At 53.7% G+C, this 19962-nt stretch carries 19 protein-coding genes; 15 read left to right on the top strand and 4 right to left on the bottom strand.

The annotated features are described in order from the left end of the window. Nucleotides 1-312 precede the first annotated feature (312 nt). The 5 genes from CJP72_RS13450 to pmrB all read left to right on the top strand — a co-directional run bounded on the left by CJP72_RS13450 (nucleotide 313) and on the right by pmrB (nucleotide 6073). Nucleotides 313-1074: an AraC family transcriptional regulator gene (locus CJP72_RS13450; RefSeq protein WP_162381866.1), complete on the top strand. Its 762-nt coding sequence runs from the start codon at nucleotides 313-315 to the stop codon at nucleotides 1072-1074. A 135-nt stretch (nucleotides 1075-1209) separates the two neighbouring features. Continuing rightward, nucleotides 1210-2547, top strand: coding sequence for an arginine/agmatine antiporter (gene adiC, locus CJP72_RS13445; RefSeq protein WP_162381865.1), 1338 nt, complete (start codon nucleotides 1210-1212; stop codon nucleotides 2545-2547). Between the two features lie 134 nt (nucleotides 2548-2681). Further along, complete coding sequence (gene eptA / locus CJP72_RS13440) at nucleotides 2682-4325, top strand: phosphoethanolamine transferase EptA (RefSeq protein ID WP_162381864.1); 1644 nt, start codon at nucleotides 2682-2684, stop codon at nucleotides 4323-4325. Next, on the top strand, nucleotides 4322-4990 hold the full coding sequence (pmrA, locus tag CJP72_RS13435) for a two-component system response regulator PmrA (protein ID WP_162381863.1): 669 nt from the start codon (nucleotides 4322-4324) through the stop codon (nucleotides 4988-4990). Before eptA ends, pmrA begins: the two co-directional genes overlap by 4 nt. Then, nucleotides 4991-6073 carry a two-component system sensor histidine kinase PmrB gene (gene pmrB / locus CJP72_RS13430; RefSeq protein WP_162381862.1) on the top strand — a complete coding sequence of 361 codons (1083 nt, stop codon included), beginning with the start codon at nucleotides 4991-4993 and terminating at the stop codon, nucleotides 6071-6073. It abuts the gene before it with no gap. Here pmrB and pmrR read toward each other — a convergent pair. Both pmrR and proP read right to left on the bottom strand, forming a co-directional pair. Continuing rightward, nucleotides 6067-6156, bottom strand: coding sequence for an LpxT activity modulator PmrR (gene pmrR, locus CJP72_RS13425; RefSeq protein WP_162381861.1), 90 nt, complete (start codon nucleotides 6154-6156; stop codon nucleotides 6067-6069). The genes pmrB and pmrR overlap by 7 nt on opposite strands. A 71-nt stretch (nucleotides 6157-6227) precedes the next feature. Beyond that, complete coding sequence (gene proP / locus CJP72_RS13420; protein WP_162381860.1) at nucleotides 6228-7730, bottom strand: glycine betaine/L-proline transporter ProP; 1503 nt, start codon at nucleotides 7728-7730, stop codon at nucleotides 6228-6230. 699 nt (nucleotides 7731-8429) lie between these two features. Here proP and kdgT point away from each other — a divergent pair. After that, nucleotides 8430-9425 (top strand): 2-keto-3-deoxygluconate transporter, encoded by a 996-nt coding sequence (kdgT, locus tag CJP72_RS13415; RefSeq protein ID WP_162381859.1) that lies wholly within the window; start codon nucleotides 8430-8432, stop codon nucleotides 9423-9425. Here kdgT and CJP72_RS13410 read toward each other — a convergent pair. Continuing rightward, nucleotides 9422-10333, bottom strand: a complete 912-nt coding sequence (locus tag CJP72_RS13410; RefSeq protein ID WP_162381858.1) for a diguanylate cyclase regulator RdcB family protein — start codon at nucleotides 10331-10333, stop codon at nucleotides 9422-9424. The genes kdgT and CJP72_RS13410 overlap by 4 nt on opposite strands. Continuing rightward, on the bottom strand, nucleotides 10330-12684 hold the full coding sequence (crfC, locus tag CJP72_RS13405; RefSeq protein WP_162381857.1) for a clamp-binding protein CrfC: 2355 nt from the start codon (nucleotides 12682-12684) through the stop codon (nucleotides 10330-10332). The genes CJP72_RS13410 and crfC overlap by 4 nt, the downstream gene beginning before the upstream one ends. Nucleotides 12685-13267: 583 nt before the next feature. Between crfC and CJP72_RS13400 the strand changes: the two genes are divergently transcribed. From CJP72_RS13400 to CJP72_RS13360, 9 genes are all read left to right on the top strand, one after another. Then, on the top strand, nucleotides 13268-13603 hold the full coding sequence (locus CJP72_RS13400; RefSeq protein WP_162381856.1) for a zinc ribbon domain-containing protein YjdM: 336 nt from the start codon (nucleotides 13268-13270) through the stop codon (nucleotides 13601-13603). Nucleotides 13604-13723: 120 nt separating this feature from the next. Then, on the top strand, nucleotides 13724-14170 hold the full coding sequence (yjdN, locus tag CJP72_RS13395) for a VOC family metalloprotein YjdN (RefSeq protein ID WP_162381855.1): 447 nt from the start codon (nucleotides 13724-13726) through the stop codon (nucleotides 14168-14170). Between the two features lie 132 nt (nucleotides 14171-14302). Further along, nucleotides 14303-15091, top strand: a complete 789-nt coding sequence (gene phnC / locus CJP72_RS13390) for a phosphonate ABC transporter ATP-binding protein (RefSeq protein ID WP_162381854.1) — start codon at nucleotides 14303-14305, stop codon at nucleotides 15089-15091. 64 nt (nucleotides 15092-15155) lie between these two features. Beyond that, nucleotides 15156-16172 carry a phosphonate ABC transporter substrate-binding protein gene (gene phnD, locus CJP72_RS13385; protein WP_162381853.1) on the top strand — a complete coding sequence of 339 codons (1017 nt, stop codon included), beginning with the start codon at nucleotides 15156-15158 and terminating at the stop codon, nucleotides 16170-16172. A gap of 138 nt (nucleotides 16173-16310) precedes the next feature. After that, nucleotides 16311-17090, top strand: a complete 780-nt coding sequence (gene phnE, locus CJP72_RS13380) for a phosphonate ABC transporter, permease protein PhnE (RefSeq protein ID WP_162381852.1) — start codon at nucleotides 16311-16313, stop codon at nucleotides 17088-17090. A gap of 20 nt (nucleotides 17091-17110) precedes the next feature. Next, a complete protein-coding gene (phnF, locus tag CJP72_RS13375) occupies nucleotides 17111-17836 on the top strand; it encodes a phosphonate metabolism transcriptional regulator PhnF (RefSeq protein ID WP_162381851.1) in 726 nt (241 codons plus the stop codon). After that, on the top strand, nucleotides 17837-18289 hold the full coding sequence (phnG, locus tag CJP72_RS13370) for a phosphonate C-P lyase system protein PhnG (protein ID WP_162381850.1): 453 nt from the start codon (nucleotides 17837-17839) through the stop codon (nucleotides 18287-18289). Then, complete coding sequence (gene phnH / locus CJP72_RS13365) at nucleotides 18286-18882, top strand: phosphonate C-P lyase system protein PhnH (protein WP_162381849.1); 597 nt, start codon at nucleotides 18286-18288, stop codon at nucleotides 18880-18882. Before phnG ends, phnH begins: the two co-directional genes overlap by 4 nt. Then, complete coding sequence (locus CJP72_RS13360) at nucleotides 18882-19949, top strand: carbon-phosphorus lyase complex subunit PhnI (RefSeq protein WP_162381848.1); 1068 nt, start codon at nucleotides 18882-18884, stop codon at nucleotides 19947-19949. Before phnH ends, CJP72_RS13360 begins: the two co-directional genes overlap by 1 nt. Nucleotides 19950-19962: the final 13 nt, after the last annotated feature.

The following is a 19962-nucleotide window of genomic DNA, read 5'->3' as shown; positions in this document are numbered from 1 at the left end:
CGCCGCGATCCAACCGTCTGTTTTGTTGTTTGAGGATGACATGTCTCTGTAGTTCCTGAGTAATGCTGCAAAACAATAATACTGTCATACCTTTTGCGCGGGCCCACCCCGCGCTTTTTTTTGCGCGAAATTCAGCCAACATGACGCGTAAAAAATTATGTACACGCTAATAATCACCCTGGGTATTGTAATTCTATTCAGGCACGCTATTTTATTGCAGCAATTGATTCATCATACAATTGAAATTACTCCCGGTATCTCTCTCCTTTGGTGAGATCCGGTATTTTATGTTCATATTCCAGGAGTTCGGGTATGAGAATTTGCAGCAACAAACCTTGCATAGTGGTATTAACTGAGAAAGATGTCTGGCTGAGAGTCAATGGCAAAGAGGCCGTAAATTTAAAGGCAAACCATATGGCGCTGCTTGCCTGCGAAAATAACATCATTGATATTTCCTCGCTAAATAATGCCCTGGTAGTACACATCAACTACGACATCATTAAAGATTATCTGCGTTTCTTAAATAAAGATCTTTCACAGGTTCCTGTCTGGCAACGCTCTGCCACTCCCTTACTGACTGCCGTTTGCCTGACGCCGGATGTTTTCCGCGTCGCCGCCGCATACAGCGTCACGGAATCCCAAAACGAGAGTGAACAAGAACGCACCCGCTCGCTGATGTTTACCGTCCTGTCTCGTTTTCTCGACAGCAAGAAATTGATTTCATTGTTTATGCATATGTTGCGCAGCCGCATATGCGACAGTGTTTACCACATCATTCAAAGTGATATTCATAAAGACTGGAACCTGAGCATGGTCGCCAGTTGTTTATGTTTAAGCCCGAGCTTGTTAAAGAAAAAGCTCAAAAATGAAAACACAAGTTATAGCCGAATTATCACGACCTGCCGCATGCGTTATGCGTTGAATCAATTACTGATGGACGGGAAAAATATCTCACAGGTTTCTCAACTTTGTGGATATAGCAGTACATCGTACTTTATTTCGGTGTTTAAAGAGTTCTATGGTATGACGCCACTGCATTATGTCAGCCAACTCAGAGAGCATCGGGCCATTTAATCATCCCCAATTGACGATGAGCCACAATAATATCAGCATTGGCGATAACCCCGCCCCATAATAAATAAGCGGTCTTCGGAGGGCGTATCATACGTCGTACTTTAACGTAGCGATTCACCTCTCCAGGAGATAAACATGTCGACGGATGCAGATGCTCACAAAGTGGGCTTAATCCCCGTCACCCTTATGGTGTCGGGGAACATTATGGGTTCAGGCGTATTCCTGCTTCCCGCAAACCTTGCTTCAACCGGCGGGATTGCAATCTACGGATGGTTGGTCACGATTATCGGCGCACTGGCGCTGTCGATGGTCTACGCCAAAATGTCGTCCTTAGATCCCAGTCCCGGTGGTTCCTACGCTTATGCACGCCGCTGCTTCGGCCCTTTTTTAGGTTATCAAACCAACGTGCTGTACTGGCTAGCCTGCTGGATCGGTAACATTGCGATGGTGGTCATTGGCGTCGGTTATCTGAGCTACTTCTTCCCGATCCTGAAAGATCCGCTGGTACTGACGCTCACCTGCGTCGTGGTGTTGTGGATTTTCGTTCTGCTGAACATTGTCGGGCCGAAAATGATCACCCGCGTGCAGGCGGTTGCCACCGTCCTGGCGCTGGTGCCGATCGTCGGTATCGCCGTCTTTGGTTGGTTCTGGTTCCGTGGTGAAACCTACATGGCCGCCTGGAACGTCAGCGGTATGAACACCTTTGGCGCAATTCAAAGCACATTGAACGTCACGCTGTGGTCGTTTATCGGGGTGGAAAGCGCCTCCGTCGCAGCAGGGGTGGTGAAAAACCCCAAACGCAACGTCCCAATCGCCACCATTGGCGGGGTGCTGATTGCCGCCGTTTGTTACGTCCTCTCTACTACGGCCATCATGGGGATGATCCCCAACGCCGCCCTGCGTGTTTCTGCCTCGCCTTTTGGTGACGCCGCACGAATGGCGCTGGGGAATACCGCAGGCGCCGTTGTCTCCTTCTGCGCGGCGGCAGGCTGTTTAGGTTCTCTGGGCGGCTGGACACTGCTTGCCGGTCAGACAGCGAAAGCGGCCGCCGACGACGGGCTATTTCCGCCCATTTTCGCCCGCGTGAACAAAGCGGGAACCCCGGTCGCCGGGCTGATTATTGTCGGTATTCTGATGACGATTTTCCAGTTCAGCAGCATGTCTCCCAACGCGGCGAAAGAGTTTGGTCTGGTCTCTTCGGTGTCGGTTATCTTTACGCTGGTGCCGTACCTTTATACCTGTGCCGCCCTGCTGCTGCTGGGCCACGGCCACTTTGGTAAAGCACGTCCGTTCTACCTGCTGGTGACCTTTGTGGCGTTTGTCTACTGCATCTGGGCCGTTGTCGGCTCTGGCGAGAAAGAGGTGATGTGGTCATTCGTGACGTTGATGATCATTACCGCGCTGTACGCGCTGAACTACAACCGGATCCACAAAAACCCGTATCCACTGGATGCACCGATTAGCCGTAATTAACATTCGTCGTTCGTTACTGCCGGATGAGGCGTTCATGCCCCATTCGGCAGGCCATCACCAACCTTAAGTTCTTAAGGTTGGCTTAACTTTACTTTGCGAGGATCTGCGTCACTTAGTCGATGGAACTCCCTCTAATGTTAAAGCGCCTTTTTAGAAGACCGACTCTCGGACAAATATCCTGGCTTCTGCTGCTCTCATTCTATATTTCCATCTGCCTGAACATTGCCTTCTATAAGCAGGTATTACAGGACTTACCGCTGGATTCCCCGCGCAACGCGCTGGTGTTTTTATCCATGCCGGTCGTTTCCTTCAGCGTGATGAATATTGCCCTAACGCTGGCCTCATTCCTGTGGTTGAATCGCCCGTTAGCCTGCCTGTTCATTTTGATCGGCGCGACGGCGCAATACTTTATCCTGACCTACGGCATCATCATCGACCGCTCGATGATCGCCAACATGATGGATACCACACCGGCAGAAACATTCGCCCTGATAACGCCGCAAATGGTGCTCATGGTGGGCGTATGTGGCATTCTCGCTGCCGTCATAACCTGCTGGGTCAAAATCAAACCAACCCCCCCGGTGTTACGCAGTACGGTATATCGTGTCGTCAGCGTGTTGGTTTCCCTTTTGCTGATTCTGCTGGTCGCCCTCTTTTTCTACAAAGACTACGCATCGCTGTTTCGCAATAACAAACAACTCATCAAAGCGCTGAGTCCGTCAGGCAGCATTGTCGCAACTTCATCCTGGTATTCACACGAGCGTCTTGCCAACCTACCGCTGGTGCGTATTGGCGAGGATGCCCATCGCAACCCGCTCATGCTCAAAGAACCGCGTAAAAATCTGACCATCCTGATCGTCGGTGAAACGTCTCGCGCCGATAATTTCTCGTTGTCGGGTTATTCGCGCCAGACCAACCCACGTCTGGAAAAAGACAACGTGGTCTATTTCCCCCACACCACCTCCTGCGGTACGGCGACGGCGATTTCCGTACCCTGTATGTTCTCCGGTATGCCGCGTAAACACTATGATGAAGAGCTGGCGCATCACCAGGAAGGACTGCTGGATATTATCCAGCGAGCGGGTATTAACGTGCTTTGGAACGACAACGACGGCGGCTGTAAAGGCGCATGCGACCGTGTTCCACATCAGGATATGACGGTGCTGAATCTGCCGGGACAGTGTATTGAAGGGGAATGCTATGATGAAGTCCTCTTCCACGATCTGGAAGAGTACATCGACAAACTGCAAGGGGATGGTGTGATTGTCCTGCATACCATTGGCAGCCACGGCCCAACCTATTACCACCGTTACCCGCCGCAGTTCCGGAAATTTACCCCGACCTGCGACACCAACGAAATTCAGACCTGTTCGCAGCAGCAGTTAGTGAACACCTACGATAATACCATCCTGTACATTGATTATATTATTGATAAAACAATCAATATTCTGAAATCACATCAGGATAATTTCACCACCAGTCTGGTTTATCTTTCCGATCACGGCGAGTCCTTAGGAGAAAATGGCGTTTATCTCCACGGTCTGCCGTACGCAATTGCCCCTGATACCCAAAAGCATGTGCCGATGCTGCTCTGGCTTTCGGATGATTATCAAAAGCGCTATCAGGTGGACCAGACGTGTTTACAAAAACAGGCAAGCTCGCAAGATTTCTCACAGGACAATCTTTTCTCAACCATGCTGGGATTAACGGGCGTGCAGACGAAGTATTACCAGTCCGCAGATGATATTCTGCAACCTTGCAGGAGACTAACCGAATGAAAATTCTGATTGTTGAAGACGATACGTTGTTATTGCAGGGATTGATTCTTGCCGCGCAAACAGAAGGATACGCCTGCGACGGCGTCTCCACCGCGCGTGCCGCAGAGCATTGTCTGGAGGCCGGTCATTACAGTCTGGTGGTTCTGGATCTGGGGTTGCCTGACGAAGACGGGCTGCATTTTCTGGCCCGCATCCGGCAGAAAAAATACACTCTCCCGGTGCTGATCCTTACCGCCCGCGACACACTCAACGATCGCGTCTCTGGACTGGATGTCGGCGCCGATGACTATCTGGTCAAACCGTTCGCGCTGGAAGAGCTACACGCGCGCATTCGGGCGCTGTTGCGTCGCCACAATAATCAGGGTGAGAGTGAGCTGGTCGTCGGCAATCTGACGCTGAATTTAGGGCGTCGCCAGGTCTGGTTAAACGGGCAAGAACTGATCTTAACGCCGAAAGAGTATGCGTTGCTGTCACGGTTGATGCTCAAAGCAGGCAGCCCGGTGCATCGCGAAATTTTGTACAACGACATTTACAACTGGGACAACGAGCCGTCGACCAATACGCTGGAGGTGCATATTCACAACCTGCGTGACAAAGTGGGCAAATCGCGTATCCGCACCGTTCGGGGATTTGGTTACATGCTGGTTGCCACTGAGGAAAATTAAGTGAACCTGACGCGTTTTCTGCACAGACCTATGACCCTTCGTCAGCGTCTGATGTTAACCATCGGCCTGATTCTGCTGGTATTTCAGTTGATCAGCACCTTCTGGCTCTGGCACGAAAGCATCGAACAGATTCAGCTTTTCGAGCAGGCGCTGCGCGAGAATCGAAACAACGACCGCCACATCTTGCATGAGATCCGTGAAGCGGTGGCCAGTCTGATCGTTCCCGCCGTGTTTATGGTCAGTCTGACGTTAATCATCTGTTATCAGGCGGTCCGGCGCATTACCCGCCCGCTTGCCGACCTGCAAAAAGAGCTGGAAACGCGTACGGCGGATAACCTGACCCCCATCGACATTCACAGTAGCACGATTGAGATCGACGCGGTGGTGACAGCGCTGAATCAACTGGTCACCCGCTTAACCACCACGCTGGAGAATGAGCGACTGTTCACCGCCGATGTCGCCCATGAATTACGTACTCCACTCTCCGGGGTGCGTCTGCATCTGGAATTGCTGTCCAAAGCACATAATGTGGATGTCGCGCCGTTGGTGGCCCGTCTCGACCAAATGATGGACAGCGTGTCGCAATTGCTGCAACTCGCCCGTGTCGGCCAGTCGTTCTCATCCGGAAATTATCAGCATGTGAAGCTACTGGACGACGTGATCCTGCCCTCTTATGACGAGCTGAGCACCATGCTGGATCAACGCCAGCAAACGCTGCTACTGCCAGAGAGCGTAGAAGATGTCACAGTACGCGGCGACGCCACGCTGCTGCGTATGTTGCTGCGTAATCTGGTCGAAAACGCGCACCGATACAGCCCGAAAGGGACAACCATCACGATCAGCCTCAAGACTGAACACGACGCCGTGATGGCCGTTGAAGACGAAGGACCGGGGATTGATGAAAGTAAATGCGGGAAGCTCAGCGAAGCCTTCGTTCGCATGGACAGCCGATACGGCGGGATTGGGTTGGGGCTGAGTATTGTCAGTCGCATCACGCAACTGCATCGCGGGCAGTTCTTCTTGCAAAACCGTGAAGAAACATCAGGCACACGCGCCTGGGTCATACTGAATAAAGATCAGTAAGTGGTCAGCCAAAGGTAGACAAAACTGCTGACGATCATGACGCTGAACACGGTAGTCAAACTTTCGTAAACACGCTTTTTCATCACACTCTCCTCCGGAACACTGGAGGAGAGTGTGCACAATAGAGATTAAGTGAACCTTAAGTGTTCACGCATCACTCATCAATACGCGGATGCTGCTGTACCAGACGCAAGCGTTTCGCCTGCAACTCCGCAATTTCCTGATCGATATCTTCGATTTTGTGTTCGATATTATCGTGATGCTCGCGCAAAATTTCTTTCGCTTCCTGAATATCCGACGCCGCAGGCGTCGCGCCTTTCAGCGGAAGATTCGCAGTCTCTTTCATGGTCATACCGGTCGCAAAACCAATCACCGCAATCACCATCAGGTAATAGGCTGGCATCATCAGATTCTGCGAACTTTCCACCAGCCAGGCCGCCAGCGTTGGCGTCAGACCGGCAATCAGAACCGAAATATTAAACGCCGCTGCCAGCGCACTGTAACGAATGTGCGTCGGGAACATCGCCGGTAACGTCGAGGCCATCACCCCAATAAAGCAGTTGAGGATCACCGCCAACATCAGCAAACCGGCAAAAATCAGACCGATAACATTGCTGTTGATCAGCATAAAGGCCGGGATCGCCAGAGCAAACAGCGCAACGCTCCCCAAAATGATAAACGGACGGCGGCCATAACGGTCACTCAGCAGCCCCATTATCGGCTGTACAAACAGCATCCCGACCATAATGGCGATGATGATCAGCACGCCGTGATCTTCAGAATAGTGCAGGTTATGCGAGAGATAGCTCGGCATGTACGTCAGCAGCATGTAGTACGTGACGTTGGTTGCAATCACCAGACCAATACAGGTCAGCAGGCTACGCCAGTGCTTCGTGGCAATCTCTTTAAACGACACTTTAGGGCCATCCTGCAACCCTTCGCGGTCGCCCTGCTCCAGCTTTTCAACGTGCTGCTGAAACGCCGGGGTCTCTTCCAGCGCATGACGCAAGTAAAGACCAATAATCCCTAACGGCAGCGCAATGAAGAACGGGATGCGCCAGCCCCAATCGAGGAAGTTTTCCTCGCCGACCACAGTCGAAATCAGGACAACCACCCCCGCGCCCAGCACGAAGCCCGCAATCGAACCAAAGTCCAGCCAGCTCCCCATAAACCCGCGTTTACGGTCAGGCGAATACTCGGCAACGAAAATCGACGCCCCGGTATACTCCCCCCCTACCGAGAATCCCTGCGCCATTTTACACAGCAACAGCAGGATAGGCGCCCAGATACCAATAGAGGCATATGAGGGAATTAAGCCGATACAGAAGGTACTGATCGACATGATCACAATGGTGATAGCGAGGATCTTCTGGCGACCGTATTTGTCGCCCAACATACCGAAGAATAATCCGCCAAGCGGTCGAATCAGGAAGGGAACGGAGAAGGTGGCAAGCGCGGCAATCATCTGCACACTGGGGTCAGCCCCCGGAAAGAATACTTTACCTAACGCATAAGCAACAAAGCCATAGACACCAAAATCAAACCACTCCATCGCGTTACCCAGCGACGCTGCGGTAATCGCTTTACGCAATTTACCGTCATCAATGATGGTCACGTCGCGAAGTGTAATCGGTTTTATTTTTTTCCTTTTCAGCATAACTATCCTCGTAGGCTAAGCCCGTCTCGCTGCATATCGAATTCATTGGCGCAATGCGCGCTAACGTCATCGTCGAGCGTGGATCTGCACAGATGCAGATGTTGTAACAAGCGTAGCAGGTTTACTTACACTGACCGTTTGAGGTCTGTACAACCGAACCTGTTGACGCCTGATTGGGCGGTTAATGACTTCTTTACCCTACCAGCGTTTAAATGTGTGATCAACTTCACATATATATGTTCTCTTCGTCATCAACTGTAAATAAGGTCATTCTCAGTCGTTTTTTTGCTGTCGGAAAATAGCGTTTATTGACACTCAAAAATGTCGCAAGCTTGCTTATTAAAATGAAGTATCACTACCGTGACTATTAAGCTTTCAGGCAAAAAATCCCCCTCTCTTTTTACAAAGCATTTACAGCATTTTTAATATTTCATGGCTTCTGGAAAGGTTTCCATAAAATATGTGATACGGGTAACTAAAACATCGTTTTATTTTGATTGAATCGTAATTCCAGAGAATGCAAGATGACTGCAGACACAACATCTCTGGGGATAGCGACACTGAGACGCACGCCGCATCCGATTTGTGCCAGCAAAGAGAAGGAAGACATTTCGCGCTTCCTTAGCAAATAAGATTTTGAAATTAATATAATTTATTGACTTGTCCGTGCGTTCCACGCGACAAGCCGTGAGGATGCTTATGAAAATTAAAGCCGCGATTGAACGTATCCCTGGTGGGATGATGCTGGTTCCTCTGGTACTCGGTGCCATCCTGAATACTCTGGCACCCAATACCGGTGCTTATTTCGGTGGTTTTACCAAAGGGATGATTACCGGTACCGTGCCGATTCTGGCGGTATGGTTCTTCTGTATTGGCGCCTCTATTAACTTGCGTGCAACAGGTACCGTGTTACGTAAATCCGGGACGCTGGTGATCACCAAAATCGCTGTGGCCTGGGCTGTGGCAATGGTCTGCGCCATGTTTATTCCGGAAAACGGTATTCAAACCGGTTTCTTCGCCGGCCTGTCCGTTCTGGCGATTGTCTCTGCGATGGACATGACCAACGGCGGTCTGTACGCCAGCCTGATGAACCAGTACGGCACCAAAGAAGAGTCTGGCGCCTTCGTTCTGATGTCTCTGGAATCCGGTCCGTTGATGACCATGCTGATCCTGGGTTCTGCGGGTCTGGCATCATTTGAACCCCACCATTTTGTCGGTGCTATCCTGCCGTTCCTGATTGGTTTTGCGCTGGGTAACCTTGATAAAGACTTCCGTGATTTCTTCAGCAAAGCTACGCCAGTCCTGATTCCGTTCTTCGGCTTCGCGCTCGGTAACACCATTAACCTGGGCGTAATCATGGATACCGGCCTGCTGGGTATCGTGCTGGGTGTAGCGGTCATTATCATCACCGGTATTCCGCTGATTATCGCTGACCGTGTGATCGGTGGCGGGAACGGTACAGCAGGTGTCGCGGCCTCTTCCGCAGCCGGCGCCGCCGTCGCCAACCCGGTGATCATTGCGCAAATTAACCCGGCATTTGAACCGGTTGCCGCATCGGCCACCGCTCTGGTCGCCGCCAGCGTCATTGTGACCGCGATTCTGGTGCCGATTATCACTGCCCTGTACGCTAAACGCTTCGGTAACCTCCAGGCACAAAACGTCGCAGAGCAACCGGCGGACTCCTTAAATCACTAATTCCTCCCCATCCCCTCTGGGCTTACCAGAGGGGATGGCGCAAAAATCTCCTCCACCATCGCATGCGCCAGCCGCTGCGCCGAACAGAGTCTCGGCATCCCTAACGCCACATTTTTCCAGCGCTGCGTCACGGACCAGCACACCGGATGCCTGTCGGCATCGCACCAGTCGCCAAGCCAGTTCAACAGATCATTATTGTCGTTTGTTCCCTGAGTATTAGGCGTATTGAGCCACTGAGAGTAGTAATGGCGGGTTGTCGGCGCGGCGTGAATGCTCTGCGCCAGCGCGTGACTGGCCATCGCGCGCAAATTATCCTTCAGCATCAATACAACATCGGCATTGGCCAAACGGCAGGCATCGCCGAACGCGCCCCACCGTAGCTCCTCAAGCGCGACAAAACAGCGCCCCGGCAACGACCAGCCGTCGTATACTCCGGCTCGCCAGCGGGTAAAAATCTGCTCGCTGTGCTCTCCCGCCTGCACCGTCAATCCCCGTTGCGTCAACGCCTTTTCTTTGTACACGCAGCGCCTGGTAAACTCGTCGGCCAACGCGTCGAGTTGCTGGCGGATACCTGGGGTAGCGTATACACGGGGAAGTTCGCTGTGTTGCAACAGCATCAGATGCTGGGCAATACGGTTCAGCGCCAGATGACCGGGATCAAGCATCCCCGTGAGTTTTTCCAACAGCGTGAGGCGCATCAGCAAATGCTCACTGCCTCCCCCCATCATCCCCCATGTACGAAGCTGCGCGTAGGCCAACATCTCTTGCAGCAGGCGTTCGCGAAACGACTGCTGTCGCAGCGTAGCGCCAGATCGTTTGAGTTCATCTCCCTGAACCAAAGAAACCATAAACTTCGGACGAAGACATTCCAGCATCCGCCCAGGACCTTCCCGTAACGCATTTATCATGTTTGTTCAGTCGCAAAAAGGGTTTGGATGTCGTCCCGCAACAGGCGAGAGTCCTCATATATCCACGCCACGCCAGAAAGACTGTGTTGCAATTGCTGGCTCAGCGCCGTCACCGCAGATTCATTCTGTTGCCGCATCGCCAGACTTTCACGCAGGCTCTCCTGCAGTCCCGACAGGCACTGTGAAAAATCAGCAAAGAACGTTGTCATGCCAGCCGTGACAGAAGCATCAACCTGAGCCGTCAACACTTTACGGATTTGTTGGCTAAAGTGGCGGACATACTCCTCAAGACTGGAATGCAATGTATTGAAATGAATGAGATAACGCGCTTTTGTTTCCACATAATCTCGTCCCCCCCAGTTAGGCTGGTTCAGCCAGCGAGAGAAGGTTTCGCGTACGCTTGCGCAAGGCGGATTCTGCACGTCTTGCAGGTTCTCCTGGCTCATCGCCTCCCTGAACAAGGGTTGGGTGTTGAAATTAAGCAGCGCAGCATGAAATGCCGGGAAGCTTATCCGCGCCCGAAAACCGGTATGACTCAGCGCCTCTTTAACCCGTGCTTCAATGGGGCGCATCGCATCCGTAAACACCCGCGCCAGCGTCGATTCGAGTTGCTCAAAACGTAACGCCAGATCGCGGCTGACATTCTCCTGCGCCTTAAATAGCACGACCTCACAGGACGCCCGGATTTTGTTTAAGACGACCTGCGCCTGACTTTCGTCATGCAACACCAGCATTTCGCCGACTATTTTGGCCTCCGGTATCGGTGAAAACGTGTCGCGTTTTGACAGCGCCACGATGTTTTCTTCACTGAATAAACGGCTGATGTCGCGTAAAATGACGGCATCTTGCTGGTTCAGCAACGCGTTAGCCGCATCCATCGCCAATGCGACTTCGTGGCGCACTTCATCGCCCACCGACGCCTGGCTCGCCCGTAATTGCTGCAAATCCGCCTCGACCTGGGTGATATTCACCTGCAGCTTTTCCTGCGCAATCGTCAGACCGTGAAAGCGAAAATCGAGATACGCGCGGGTGTTCTGGGCGTAATTTAATAACTTATGCGACGCCGAGCGCAGGGCATAAAGCGAGGCATTGGCATACGCCGCCTGCATCAGCGTTTGCATCGGAAGTGCAAACAGCGAATCCTCCCACAGCAAATCCGCCGCATGGCGAATGTGTTCTGTGTCGTCAAGATCGGCCAGCCGCCAGCGTCGACCAAGCGCCGCTTGCGCAAAATCCTGAACCCAGCGTTGTTCCTGAGGGTCGGGCAACCGACCGTGGACCGACAATTCGTGGCGCGCCCGATTCGCCAGATATCCCCACATCGACGAAACCGGATAAATGTGCCCCGGCGTAATACACCCCTTCATCAACGTACCGGAAATCATCGCCCGGACCTGTTCTGCATCGTCACTGTTACGGTCTTTTTGATCGAACTTATTCACCAGCGCATACAGCGGGACGGATTTGCCCACTGCGGCGATAGCCTGGCGCACCTCTTCATCAGAGATCGACTTCAGTTGGGTGTAGTCCATCACCGCCAGCACCGCAGAAGCGCGGGCCAGTTGTTCGTTGAGCATCGTTTGCAGATGTGGTTGTCCGGCTTCGTTTGGCCCTGGCGTGTCCAGTAACGTCAGTTGTCCTGGCACATTTTCCAGCCCCGCCAGATGCACAAACTCAACCTCAATCACCGGAATATGCTCAATGGCGGTGTAGGCGGAAAACGGAAAATCGACCTCCAGCGCTTTCGACAGACGCACCAGATCATTCAGACTTTTCAGACAGTGGAAAATAGGCTGCGCGCCCAGGTAATGACGCTCGAACGCCTCGCCGTGTTCAATGCGCTGGATAAGGTCATTCATGTCTTTATCGATTTCCAGCGCCAGTGTCAGATGCTGGCGATCGCACGCTTGCAGTCGTTGTTGCAACGTGTGCATCAACGTATCAATCGGCGCGACATGGGAAAACAGCAACACCGGTTCCTTCTGACCCGGGGTGTGACGGATCAACGTCGGCAGTGCGGTCATCGGGCGATTGCGGTTAGGCAACACTTCCGTTCCGACAATCGCGTTAATTGTCGTCGACTTTCCCGCTTTCATGGTGCCAACGATAGCCAGAACCATTTCCAGCTGCGTAATTTTACGCAGCTCATTGTTCAGCATAGCGTGTTGGGCAGCAATGCCGCGGGCGCTAAAATGAGGGGGCAGAATATTTTCCCCATTGATGTCGTTTCCCTCACGCTCACTCTCCAGCATCGTCGGCGAAAACGCAGCTAATTGCCTGAGATGCGAGAGCGAAAGTAATAATAAACGCTCCGCTTCCTGACTTAATTCATAGATTGTCTGTGTGTGCATGAAAAATCTTTCCTTAACGCAAATTTTTATTGTTTTTATTTTATTCGCGTTTTTTATTATGAATTTTTGGCATATTTAATTACGCGTTGAAAAATATTAAAAAAAATAAACTACTGAAGATAATAAAGAATGTATCAATGCTTGCTGGCTGCGAGTGCCGAGCCTCTCGCTTACTGTTAACCATAAGAAAGATAAAGGGAGACCCTCAGTCCATGTCACTTAAATTATGATGAATATATAAAGTTCCGTACTCATTAACGTCATTCTTACCTACCTGAATTAGGGGGGGGGGGTAAGACTGTACTCACCAACACAAAATCGAGTATGTGTTAGCGCCGATGGCTCATTATTATCAGAAGGTTTAACCCACCTTATCTTAAATAGTAAAACGTAGCAATTTCCCTTAAAAAAATCGTCATGATATTTTTTGCCCTCAACGCGACCTTCCGTCGCGGGGTGGCATATCCTTAAGTTGGGAATAGTCCCGACAACGATAAGGATTTTATGTATAATTGCGGCCTTTTTCGGCAATCTGCCATTTTTTGGGCGCTTTTGCCCCCGCTGACTTTTTGAGGAAACCCACATGTCATTACCACATTGCCCACAATGCAACTCCGAATATACCTACGAAGATAACGGCATGTTCATCTGCCCGGAATGCGCGCACGAATGGAACGATGCCGAACCGGCTCACGACAGCGACGAGCTCATCGTGAAAGATGCCAACGGCAATCTGCTGGCAGACGGCGACAGCGTCACGGTGATTAAAGATCTAAAAGTGAAAGGCAGCTCTTCAATGCTGAAGATCGGCACCAAAGTGAAGAACATCCGTCTGGTGGAAGGCGACCACAACATCGATTGCAAAATTGACGGTTTTGGCCCCATGAAGCTGAAATCCGAGTTCGTGAAAAAGAACTGATTTTTGTAGGCCGGATTAGGCGTTTACGCCGCCATCCGGTATTTATTGCCCGGTGGCGCTTCGCTTACCGGGCCTACGATAACTACACTTAACAGGCTTCTTTTACCTGAGGTAAACATTATGCCGTTAAGTCCCTACATCTCTTTTGCCGGCAATTGCGCCGACGCCATCGCCTACTACCAACACACATTGGGCGCAGAGCTGCTCTACAAAATTAACTTTGGTGAAATGCCCAAATCAGCGCAGGACAGCGAGGACGGCTGCCCGTCCGGGATGAAATTCCCCGATACCGCCATTGCCCACGCCAACGTGCGTATTGCGGGCAGCGATATCATGATGAGTGATGCAATGGCATCAGGACAGGCAAACTACTCTGGCTTCACACTGGTTCTTGATACGCAAAACGTCGAAGAAGGAAAGCGCTGGTTTGATAACCTTGCCGCCAAAGGCCACATCGACATGGACTGGCAAGAAACGTTCTGGGCGCACGGATTCGGTAAAGTGACCGATCAATACGGCGTACCGTGGATGATTAACGTTGTGAAACAACCGCAGCCTACCGAGTAACCTGACGGGAGGCTCGCCCTCCCGTGCTGTCATCATTCTCTCCTCAACTCTTCATCATCAAGTCACCAACTCATAACAAAATCGTCACATTAATCCGCCACGATGGGGCCACTTTTTTAGTGAGGCCGCACCATGCAAACGATGATTCGTGTCGAGAAACTCTCCAAAACGTTCAATCAGCAGCAGGCGCTACACGCCGTTGATATGGACATTGCCTCCGGTGAGATGGTGGCTCTGCTTGGCCCTTCCGGTTCCGGCAAATCCACCCTTTTACGGCACTTAAGCGGGCTGATTACCGGCGATAAATCGCCAGGCAGTCATGTGGAGCTGTTAGGTCGCACCGTCCAGCGCGAAGGCCGTCTGGCACGCGATATCCGCAAAAGCCGTGCCCACACAGGTTACATCTTCCAACAGTTTAATCTGGTGAACCGTCTGACCGTGCTCGAGAACGTGCTGATCGGCGCACTCGGCAGCACGCCGTTCTGGCGCACCTGTTTTCGCTGGTTCAGCCAGCAGCAGAAACAACGCGCATTGCAGGCGCTGACCCGCGTCGGGATGGCGCAGTTTGCGCATCAACGCGTTTCAACACTCTCTGGCGGTCAGCAGCAGCGCGTCGCCATCGCCCGCGCACTGATGCAGCAGGCGAAGGTCATTCTGGCCGACGAACCTATCGCCTCACTGGACCCGGAATCGGCGCGCATCGTGATGGACACCCTGCGCGACATCAATCAGACCGACGGCATCACCGTGGTCGTCACGCTACATCAGGTGGAGTACGCCCTGCGCTATTGCGAACGAATTGTCGCCCTGCGTCAGGGAAGGATTTTCTTTGATGGCAGTAGCCAGCTCTTTGATAACGAAAGATTTGACCATCTCTACCGCAGCATGAACCGCGTCGAACAAAACGCGCAGGCTGCTTAATTTAACTGAAAAGACCAGGCGGATTAGAGAAATAGCCTGGAACAAAGCCAAATGAGGATGATAGATGAGCTACAAAGCCGTTGCCGCGCTGGCGTTCACCAGCATGTTCAGCATCAGCACCTTGTTAAGCCCGGCTCATGCCGAAGAGCAGGAAAAAGCGCTGAACTTTGGCATTATTTCGACCGAATCACAGCAAAACCTGAAGCCGCAGTGGGAGCCGTTCCTGAAGGACATGGAAACGTCGCTGGGCATCAAAGTGAACGCCTTCTTCGCGCCGGACTACGCCGGGATCATTCAGGGGATGCGCTTTAACAAAGTTGATATCGCCTGGTACGGCAATCTCTCGGCGATGGAAGCGGTGGATCGCGCCAACGGTCAGGTCTTTGCCCAGACGGTCGCTGCCGATGGATCGCCCGGCTACTGGAGCGTGTTGATCGTCAACAAAGACAGTCCGATCAACAACCTGAACGATCTGATCGCCAAACGTAAGGATCTGACCTTCGGTAACGGCGATCCCAATTCCACGTCAGGCTTCCTCGTCCCCGGCTACTACGTCTTCGCCAAAAACAACATCTCCGCCAGCGACTTCAAACGCACCGTCAACGCCGGACACGAAACCAACGCGCTGGCCGTCGCCAACAAGCAGGTGGATGTCGCCACCAATAACACCGAAAACCTCGACAAGCTGAAAACCTCCGCACCGGAAAAGCTGAAGGCGCTGAAGGTTATCTGGAAGTCGCCGCTGATCCCGGGCGACCCGATCGTCTGGCGTAAGAATCTCTCTGAAACCACCAAGGACAAGGTGTACGACTTCTTCATGAATTACGGCAAAACGCCGGAAGAGAAAACCACGCTGGAACGCCTGGGCTGGGCACCGTTCCGCGCCTCCAGCGATCTGCAACTGGTGCCGATTCGCCAGCTGGCGCTGTTTAAAGAGATGCAGGGCGTAAAGGACAACAACGGGCTGAACGAGGCAGAGAAAACCAGCAAAACCTCGGCGCTTAAGGCGCAACTGGATGACCTCGACCGTCTGACCGCCGCGCTGGGAGCGATGACCAGCGTGAATAAAGCAGTGCAGTAAACCTGGTGCCCAAATTGTAGGCCTGATAAGCGCAGCGCCATCAGGCAATGCAAGGGATTCCATGCCGGATGGCGCTGCCAGCACCTTATCCGGCCTATAACAGACCCGAAACATCGACACCCAGGACAGGAGCCAACCATGCAAACCATCACCATCCCACAGCCCAGGCGTAGCTGGTTTTCGCTGCTGAGTTGGGCCATCTTGCTCGCCGTGCTGGTGGTCTCGTGGAAGGGTGCTGAAATGGCCCCACTCACGCTGATCGAAGATGCCGGCAATATGGCGACCTTCGCCGCCGACTTCTTCCCGCCGGACTTCAGCCAGTGGCAGGATTATCTCGGTGAAATGGCCGTCACCCTGCAAATCGCCGTCTGGGGCACCGCCCTCGCCGTCGTTCTCTCAATTCCTTTCGGTCTGATGTGCGCCGACAACCTCGTCCCCTGGTGGATTTACCAACCGATGCGCAGAGCGATGGACGCCTGTCGCGCCATTAACGAAATGGTCTTCGCCATGCTGTTTGTCGTCGCCGTCGGTCTCGGCCCCTTTGCGGGCGTCATGGCCCTGTTTATCCACACCACCGGGGTGCTCTCCAAACTGCTCTCCGAGGCGGTGGAAGCCATTGAACCCGGACCGGTTGAAGGCATTCGCGCCACCGGTGCCAACAAAATCGAAGAGATCCTCTACGGCGTTCTACCGCAGGTGATGCCGTTACTTATCTCCTACTCGCTGTACCGTTTTGAGTCCAACGTCCGTTCCGCCACGGTGGTCGGAATGGTGGGCGCAGGCGGCATTGGCGTCACGCTGTGGGAGGCGATACGCGGCTTTCAGTTTCAACAAACCTGCGCCCTGATGGTGTTGATCATCGTGACCGTCAGCCTGCTGGATTTCCTCTCCCAGCGTTTACGTAAGCACTTTATCTGATGAGCGAGGCTTTGATTGCTATGCACTTGTCTACACATCCGACCAGCTATCCAACGCGTTATCAGGAGATTGCCGCGAGACTTGAGCAGGAGCTTCGTCAGCATTACCGCTGCGGCGACTACCTTCCGGCAGAGCATCAGCTTGCCGCGCGCTATGAAGTCAACCGCCACACCCTGCGCCGCGCCATCGACCAGTTGGTTGAGCGTGGTTGGGTACAACGCCGTCAGGGCGTGGGCGTACTGGTGCTCATGCGCCCGTTCGATTACCCGCTCAACGCCCAGGCCCGCTTCAGTCAGAATCTGTTGGATCAGGGGAGTCACCCTACCAGCGAAAAACTGCTGGCGGTACTGCGCCCGGCCTCCAGCCATATTGCCGATGCGCTGAGCATCAAAGAGGGCAACAACGTCATCCACCTGCGCACCCTGCGTCGGGTAAACGGCATCGCCCTGTGTCTGATCGATCACTATTTTTCCGACCTCACTCTCTGGCCGTTACTGCAAGGTTTTAGCAACGGTTCGCTGCACAACTATCTGCGCGAACACGCGGCTCTGACGCTGCAACGCACGCAAACGCGAATTAGCGCCCGCCGCGCGCAGGCTAAAGAGAGCCGCGTTCTGGAAATCCCCAATATGGCGCCGCTGCTCTGCGTGCGCGCCCTAAACCACCGTGAAGGCGAAGAACAGGCAACGGAATACTCCGTCAGCCTGACCCGCGCCGACATGATCGAATTCATCATGGAGCACTGAATGCACTTTGATACCGCTACCCGCCAGCGCTGGATGCGTGCGCTGGCCTACAGCCGCGCCGATGTCCTGAACGCGCGCATCAAGGCGCTGAAGCTGACGCCGGAATATGAACTGATTCGCGCCCCGGAAACCGGACTGATGCAGATTCAGGCGCGGATGGGCGGCACCGGCAACCGCTTCTTTGCCGGAGACACCACGCTGACCCGAGCGGTGGTACGCCTGAAAAGCGGCACGCTGGGCTACAGCTATCTGCTGGGACGCAACAAACAGCACGCCGAGCAGTGTGCCGTCATTGACGCGCTGCTGCAGGAACAGACGCATTTCCAGAACGTAATGGAAACCTTAATTGCCCCGCTGGAAGCGGAACGCGACGCGCTGATCAACGCTCGCCGTGCCGACGTCAACGCCAGCCGGGTCGACTTCTTCACGCTGGTACGCGGAGATAACGCATGACACGATCGACAGCACTTCTGAGCGCGTTTCACTTACCTGTCCAGGACGCACAACAGAGTTTTCGCCGCCTGCTCAAAGCCATGAGCGAACCTGGCGTCATAGTGGCCCTGAATCAACTGAAACACGGCTGGCAGCCGTTGAATCTTGCGACCACCAGCGTACTGCTGACGCTGGTCGACGGCGACACGCCGGTCTGGCTGGCGCCTTCTATGAATAATGACATTGCCAGTCAGAACCTGCGTTTTCACACCAACGCAACCCAGGTAGAACAACCGCAGCAGGCGATCTTTGCCGTCGCCGATGAACGCATCAGCAGCGAGCAGTTAAATGTTCTCTCCGCCGGTTCTGCGGTGGCACCGGAAACCAGCGCCACCCTCATCGTACAGGTCGCCAGCTTAAGCGGCGGACGTATGCTGCGCCTCACCGGCGCGGGCATCGCGGAAGAGCGAATGATCGCGCCACAGTTGCCGGACTGCCTGATCCACGAGCTTACCGAACGCCCGCATCCTTTCCCGCTGGGGGTCGATCTGATCCTCACCTGCGGCGACCGGCTGCTGGCAATCCCACGAACCACCCATGTGGAGGTGTGCTGATGTACGTCGCCGTAAAAGGGGGCGAAAAGGCGATAGCCAACGCCCACGCGCTACAGGAGAACCGACGCCGGGGCGACAACACGATTGCCGAGCTGAGCGTGGCGCAAATCGAACAGCAGATGAATCTCGCCGTCGACAGGGTGATGACCGAAGGCGGTATCGCTGACCGCGAACTGGCGGCGCTGGCGCTGAAACAGGCCAGCGGCGATAACGTCGAGGCGATCTTCCTGCTACGTGCCTACCGCACAACCCTCGCGAAGCTGGCGGTGAGCGAGCCGCTGGATACCGCCGGGATGCGCCTGGAACGCCGTATCTCCGCCGTTTATAAAGACATTCCCGGCGGACAGTTGCTGGGGCCAACCTACGACTACACCCATCGCCTGCTCGATTTTACGCTGCTGGCCAATGGTGAGACGCCGCCGCTACGTCCTGAACAGAGTGCGCAAGACGCCGCGCCGCACGTCTTTTCGCTACTGACCCATCAGGGTCTGGCGAAGCAGGAAGCAGATAACGGCGCGCAACCTGACGACATCACCCACACGCCGCCGGTTTATCCCTGTTCCCGTTCCTCGCGACTGCAACAGTTGATGCGCGGCGACGAAGGCTATCTGCTGGCGCTGGCCTACTCCACCCAACGCGGTTATGGACGCAACCACCCGTTTGCCGCCGAGATCCGCAGCGGTTACGTTGCGCTGGAAATCGTAGCGGAAGAGCTGGGATTTGCGGTGAACGTCGGCGAACTGCTGATGACTGAATGTGAAATGGTCAACGGCTTTGTCGCACCAAAAAACGACGCCCCACACTTTACCCGTGGCTACGGACTGGTGTTCGGCATGAGCGAACGAAAAGCGATGGCGATGGCACTGGTGGACCGAGCCCTACAGGCACCCGACTACGATGAAACGGTCACAGGCCCGGCGCAGGACGAAGAGTTTGTGCTGGCGCATGCGGATAACGTCGAGGCGGCGGGGTTTGTTTCGCACCTCAAACTTCCCCATTACGTCGATTTCCAGGCCGAGCTGGAGCTGCTCAAACGCCTGCAACAGGAGACCGCCCGTGACCACTAACCTCTCTGGCTAC

It is taken from the genome of Citrobacter sp. NCU1 (assembly GCF_010231475.1).
Lineage (GTDB): Bacteria > Pseudomonadota > Gammaproteobacteria > Enterobacterales > Enterobacteriaceae > Citrobacter_D.
Note: the sequence above shows the minus strand (reverse complement) of the source record. Positions and strands in the feature narration are given on the sequence as shown.

Bases quoted from the DNA above. Each gene is read 5' to 3' on its own strand.
- pmrR (WP_162381861.1), bottom strand. From the start codon at position 6,156: ATGAAAAAGCGTGTTTACGAAAGTTTGACTACCGTGTTCAGCGTCATG.
- eptA (WP_162381864.1), top strand. From the start codon at position 2,682: ATGTTAAAGCGCCTTTTTAGAAGACCGACTCTCGGACAAATATCCTGG.
- phnG (WP_162381850.1), top strand. From the start codon at position 17,837: ATGCACTTTGATACCGCTACCCGCCAGCGCTGGATGCGTGCGCTGGCC.
- proP (WP_162381860.1), bottom strand. From the start codon at position 7,730: ATGCTGAAAAGGAAAAAAATAAAACCGATTACACTTCGCGACGTGACC.
- crfC (WP_162381857.1), bottom strand. From the start codon at position 12,684: ATGCACACACAGACAATCTATGAATTAAGTCAGGAAGCGGAGCGTTTA.
- phnF (WP_162381851.1), top strand. From the start codon at position 17,111: ATGCACTTGTCTACACATCCGACCAGCTATCCAACGCGTTATCAGGAG.
- phnE (WP_162381852.1), top strand. From the start codon at position 16,311: ATGCAAACCATCACCATCCCACAGCCCAGGCGTAGCTGGTTTTCGCTG.
- phnC (WP_162381854.1), top strand. From the start codon at position 14,303: ATGCAAACGATGATTCGTGTCGAGAAACTCTCCAAAACGTTCAATCAG.
- yjdN (WP_162381855.1), top strand. From the start codon at position 13,724: ATGCCGTTAAGTCCCTACATCTCTTTTGCCGGCAATTGCGCCGACGCC.
- phnD (WP_162381853.1), top strand. From the start codon at position 15,156: ATGAGCTACAAAGCCGTTGCCGCGCTGGCGTTCACCAGCATGTTCAGC.
- pmrA (WP_162381863.1), top strand. From the start codon at position 4,322: ATGAAAATTCTGATTGTTGAAGACGATACGTTGTTATTGCAGGGATTG.
- phnH (WP_162381849.1), top strand. From the start codon at position 18,286: ATGACACGATCGACAGCACTTCTGAGCGCGTTTCACTTACCTGTCCAG.
- CJP72_RS13450 (WP_162381866.1), top strand. From the start codon at position 313: ATGAGAATTTGCAGCAACAAACCTTGCATAGTGGTATTAACTGAGAAA.
- adiC (WP_162381865.1), top strand. From the start codon at position 1,210: ATGTCGACGGATGCAGATGCTCACAAAGTGGGCTTAATCCCCGTCACC.
- CJP72_RS13360 (WP_162381848.1), top strand. From the start codon at position 18,882: ATGTACGTCGCCGTAAAAGGGGGCGAAAAGGCGATAGCCAACGCCCAC.
- CJP72_RS13410 (WP_162381858.1), bottom strand. From the start codon at position 10,333: ATGATAAATGCGTTACGGGAAGGTCCTGGGCGGATGCTGGAATGTCTT.
- CJP72_RS13400 (WP_162381856.1), top strand. From the start codon at position 13,268: ATGTCATTACCACATTGCCCACAATGCAACTCCGAATATACCTACGAA.
- kdgT (WP_162381859.1), top strand. From the start codon at position 8,430: ATGAAAATTAAAGCCGCGATTGAACGTATCCCTGGTGGGATGATGCTG.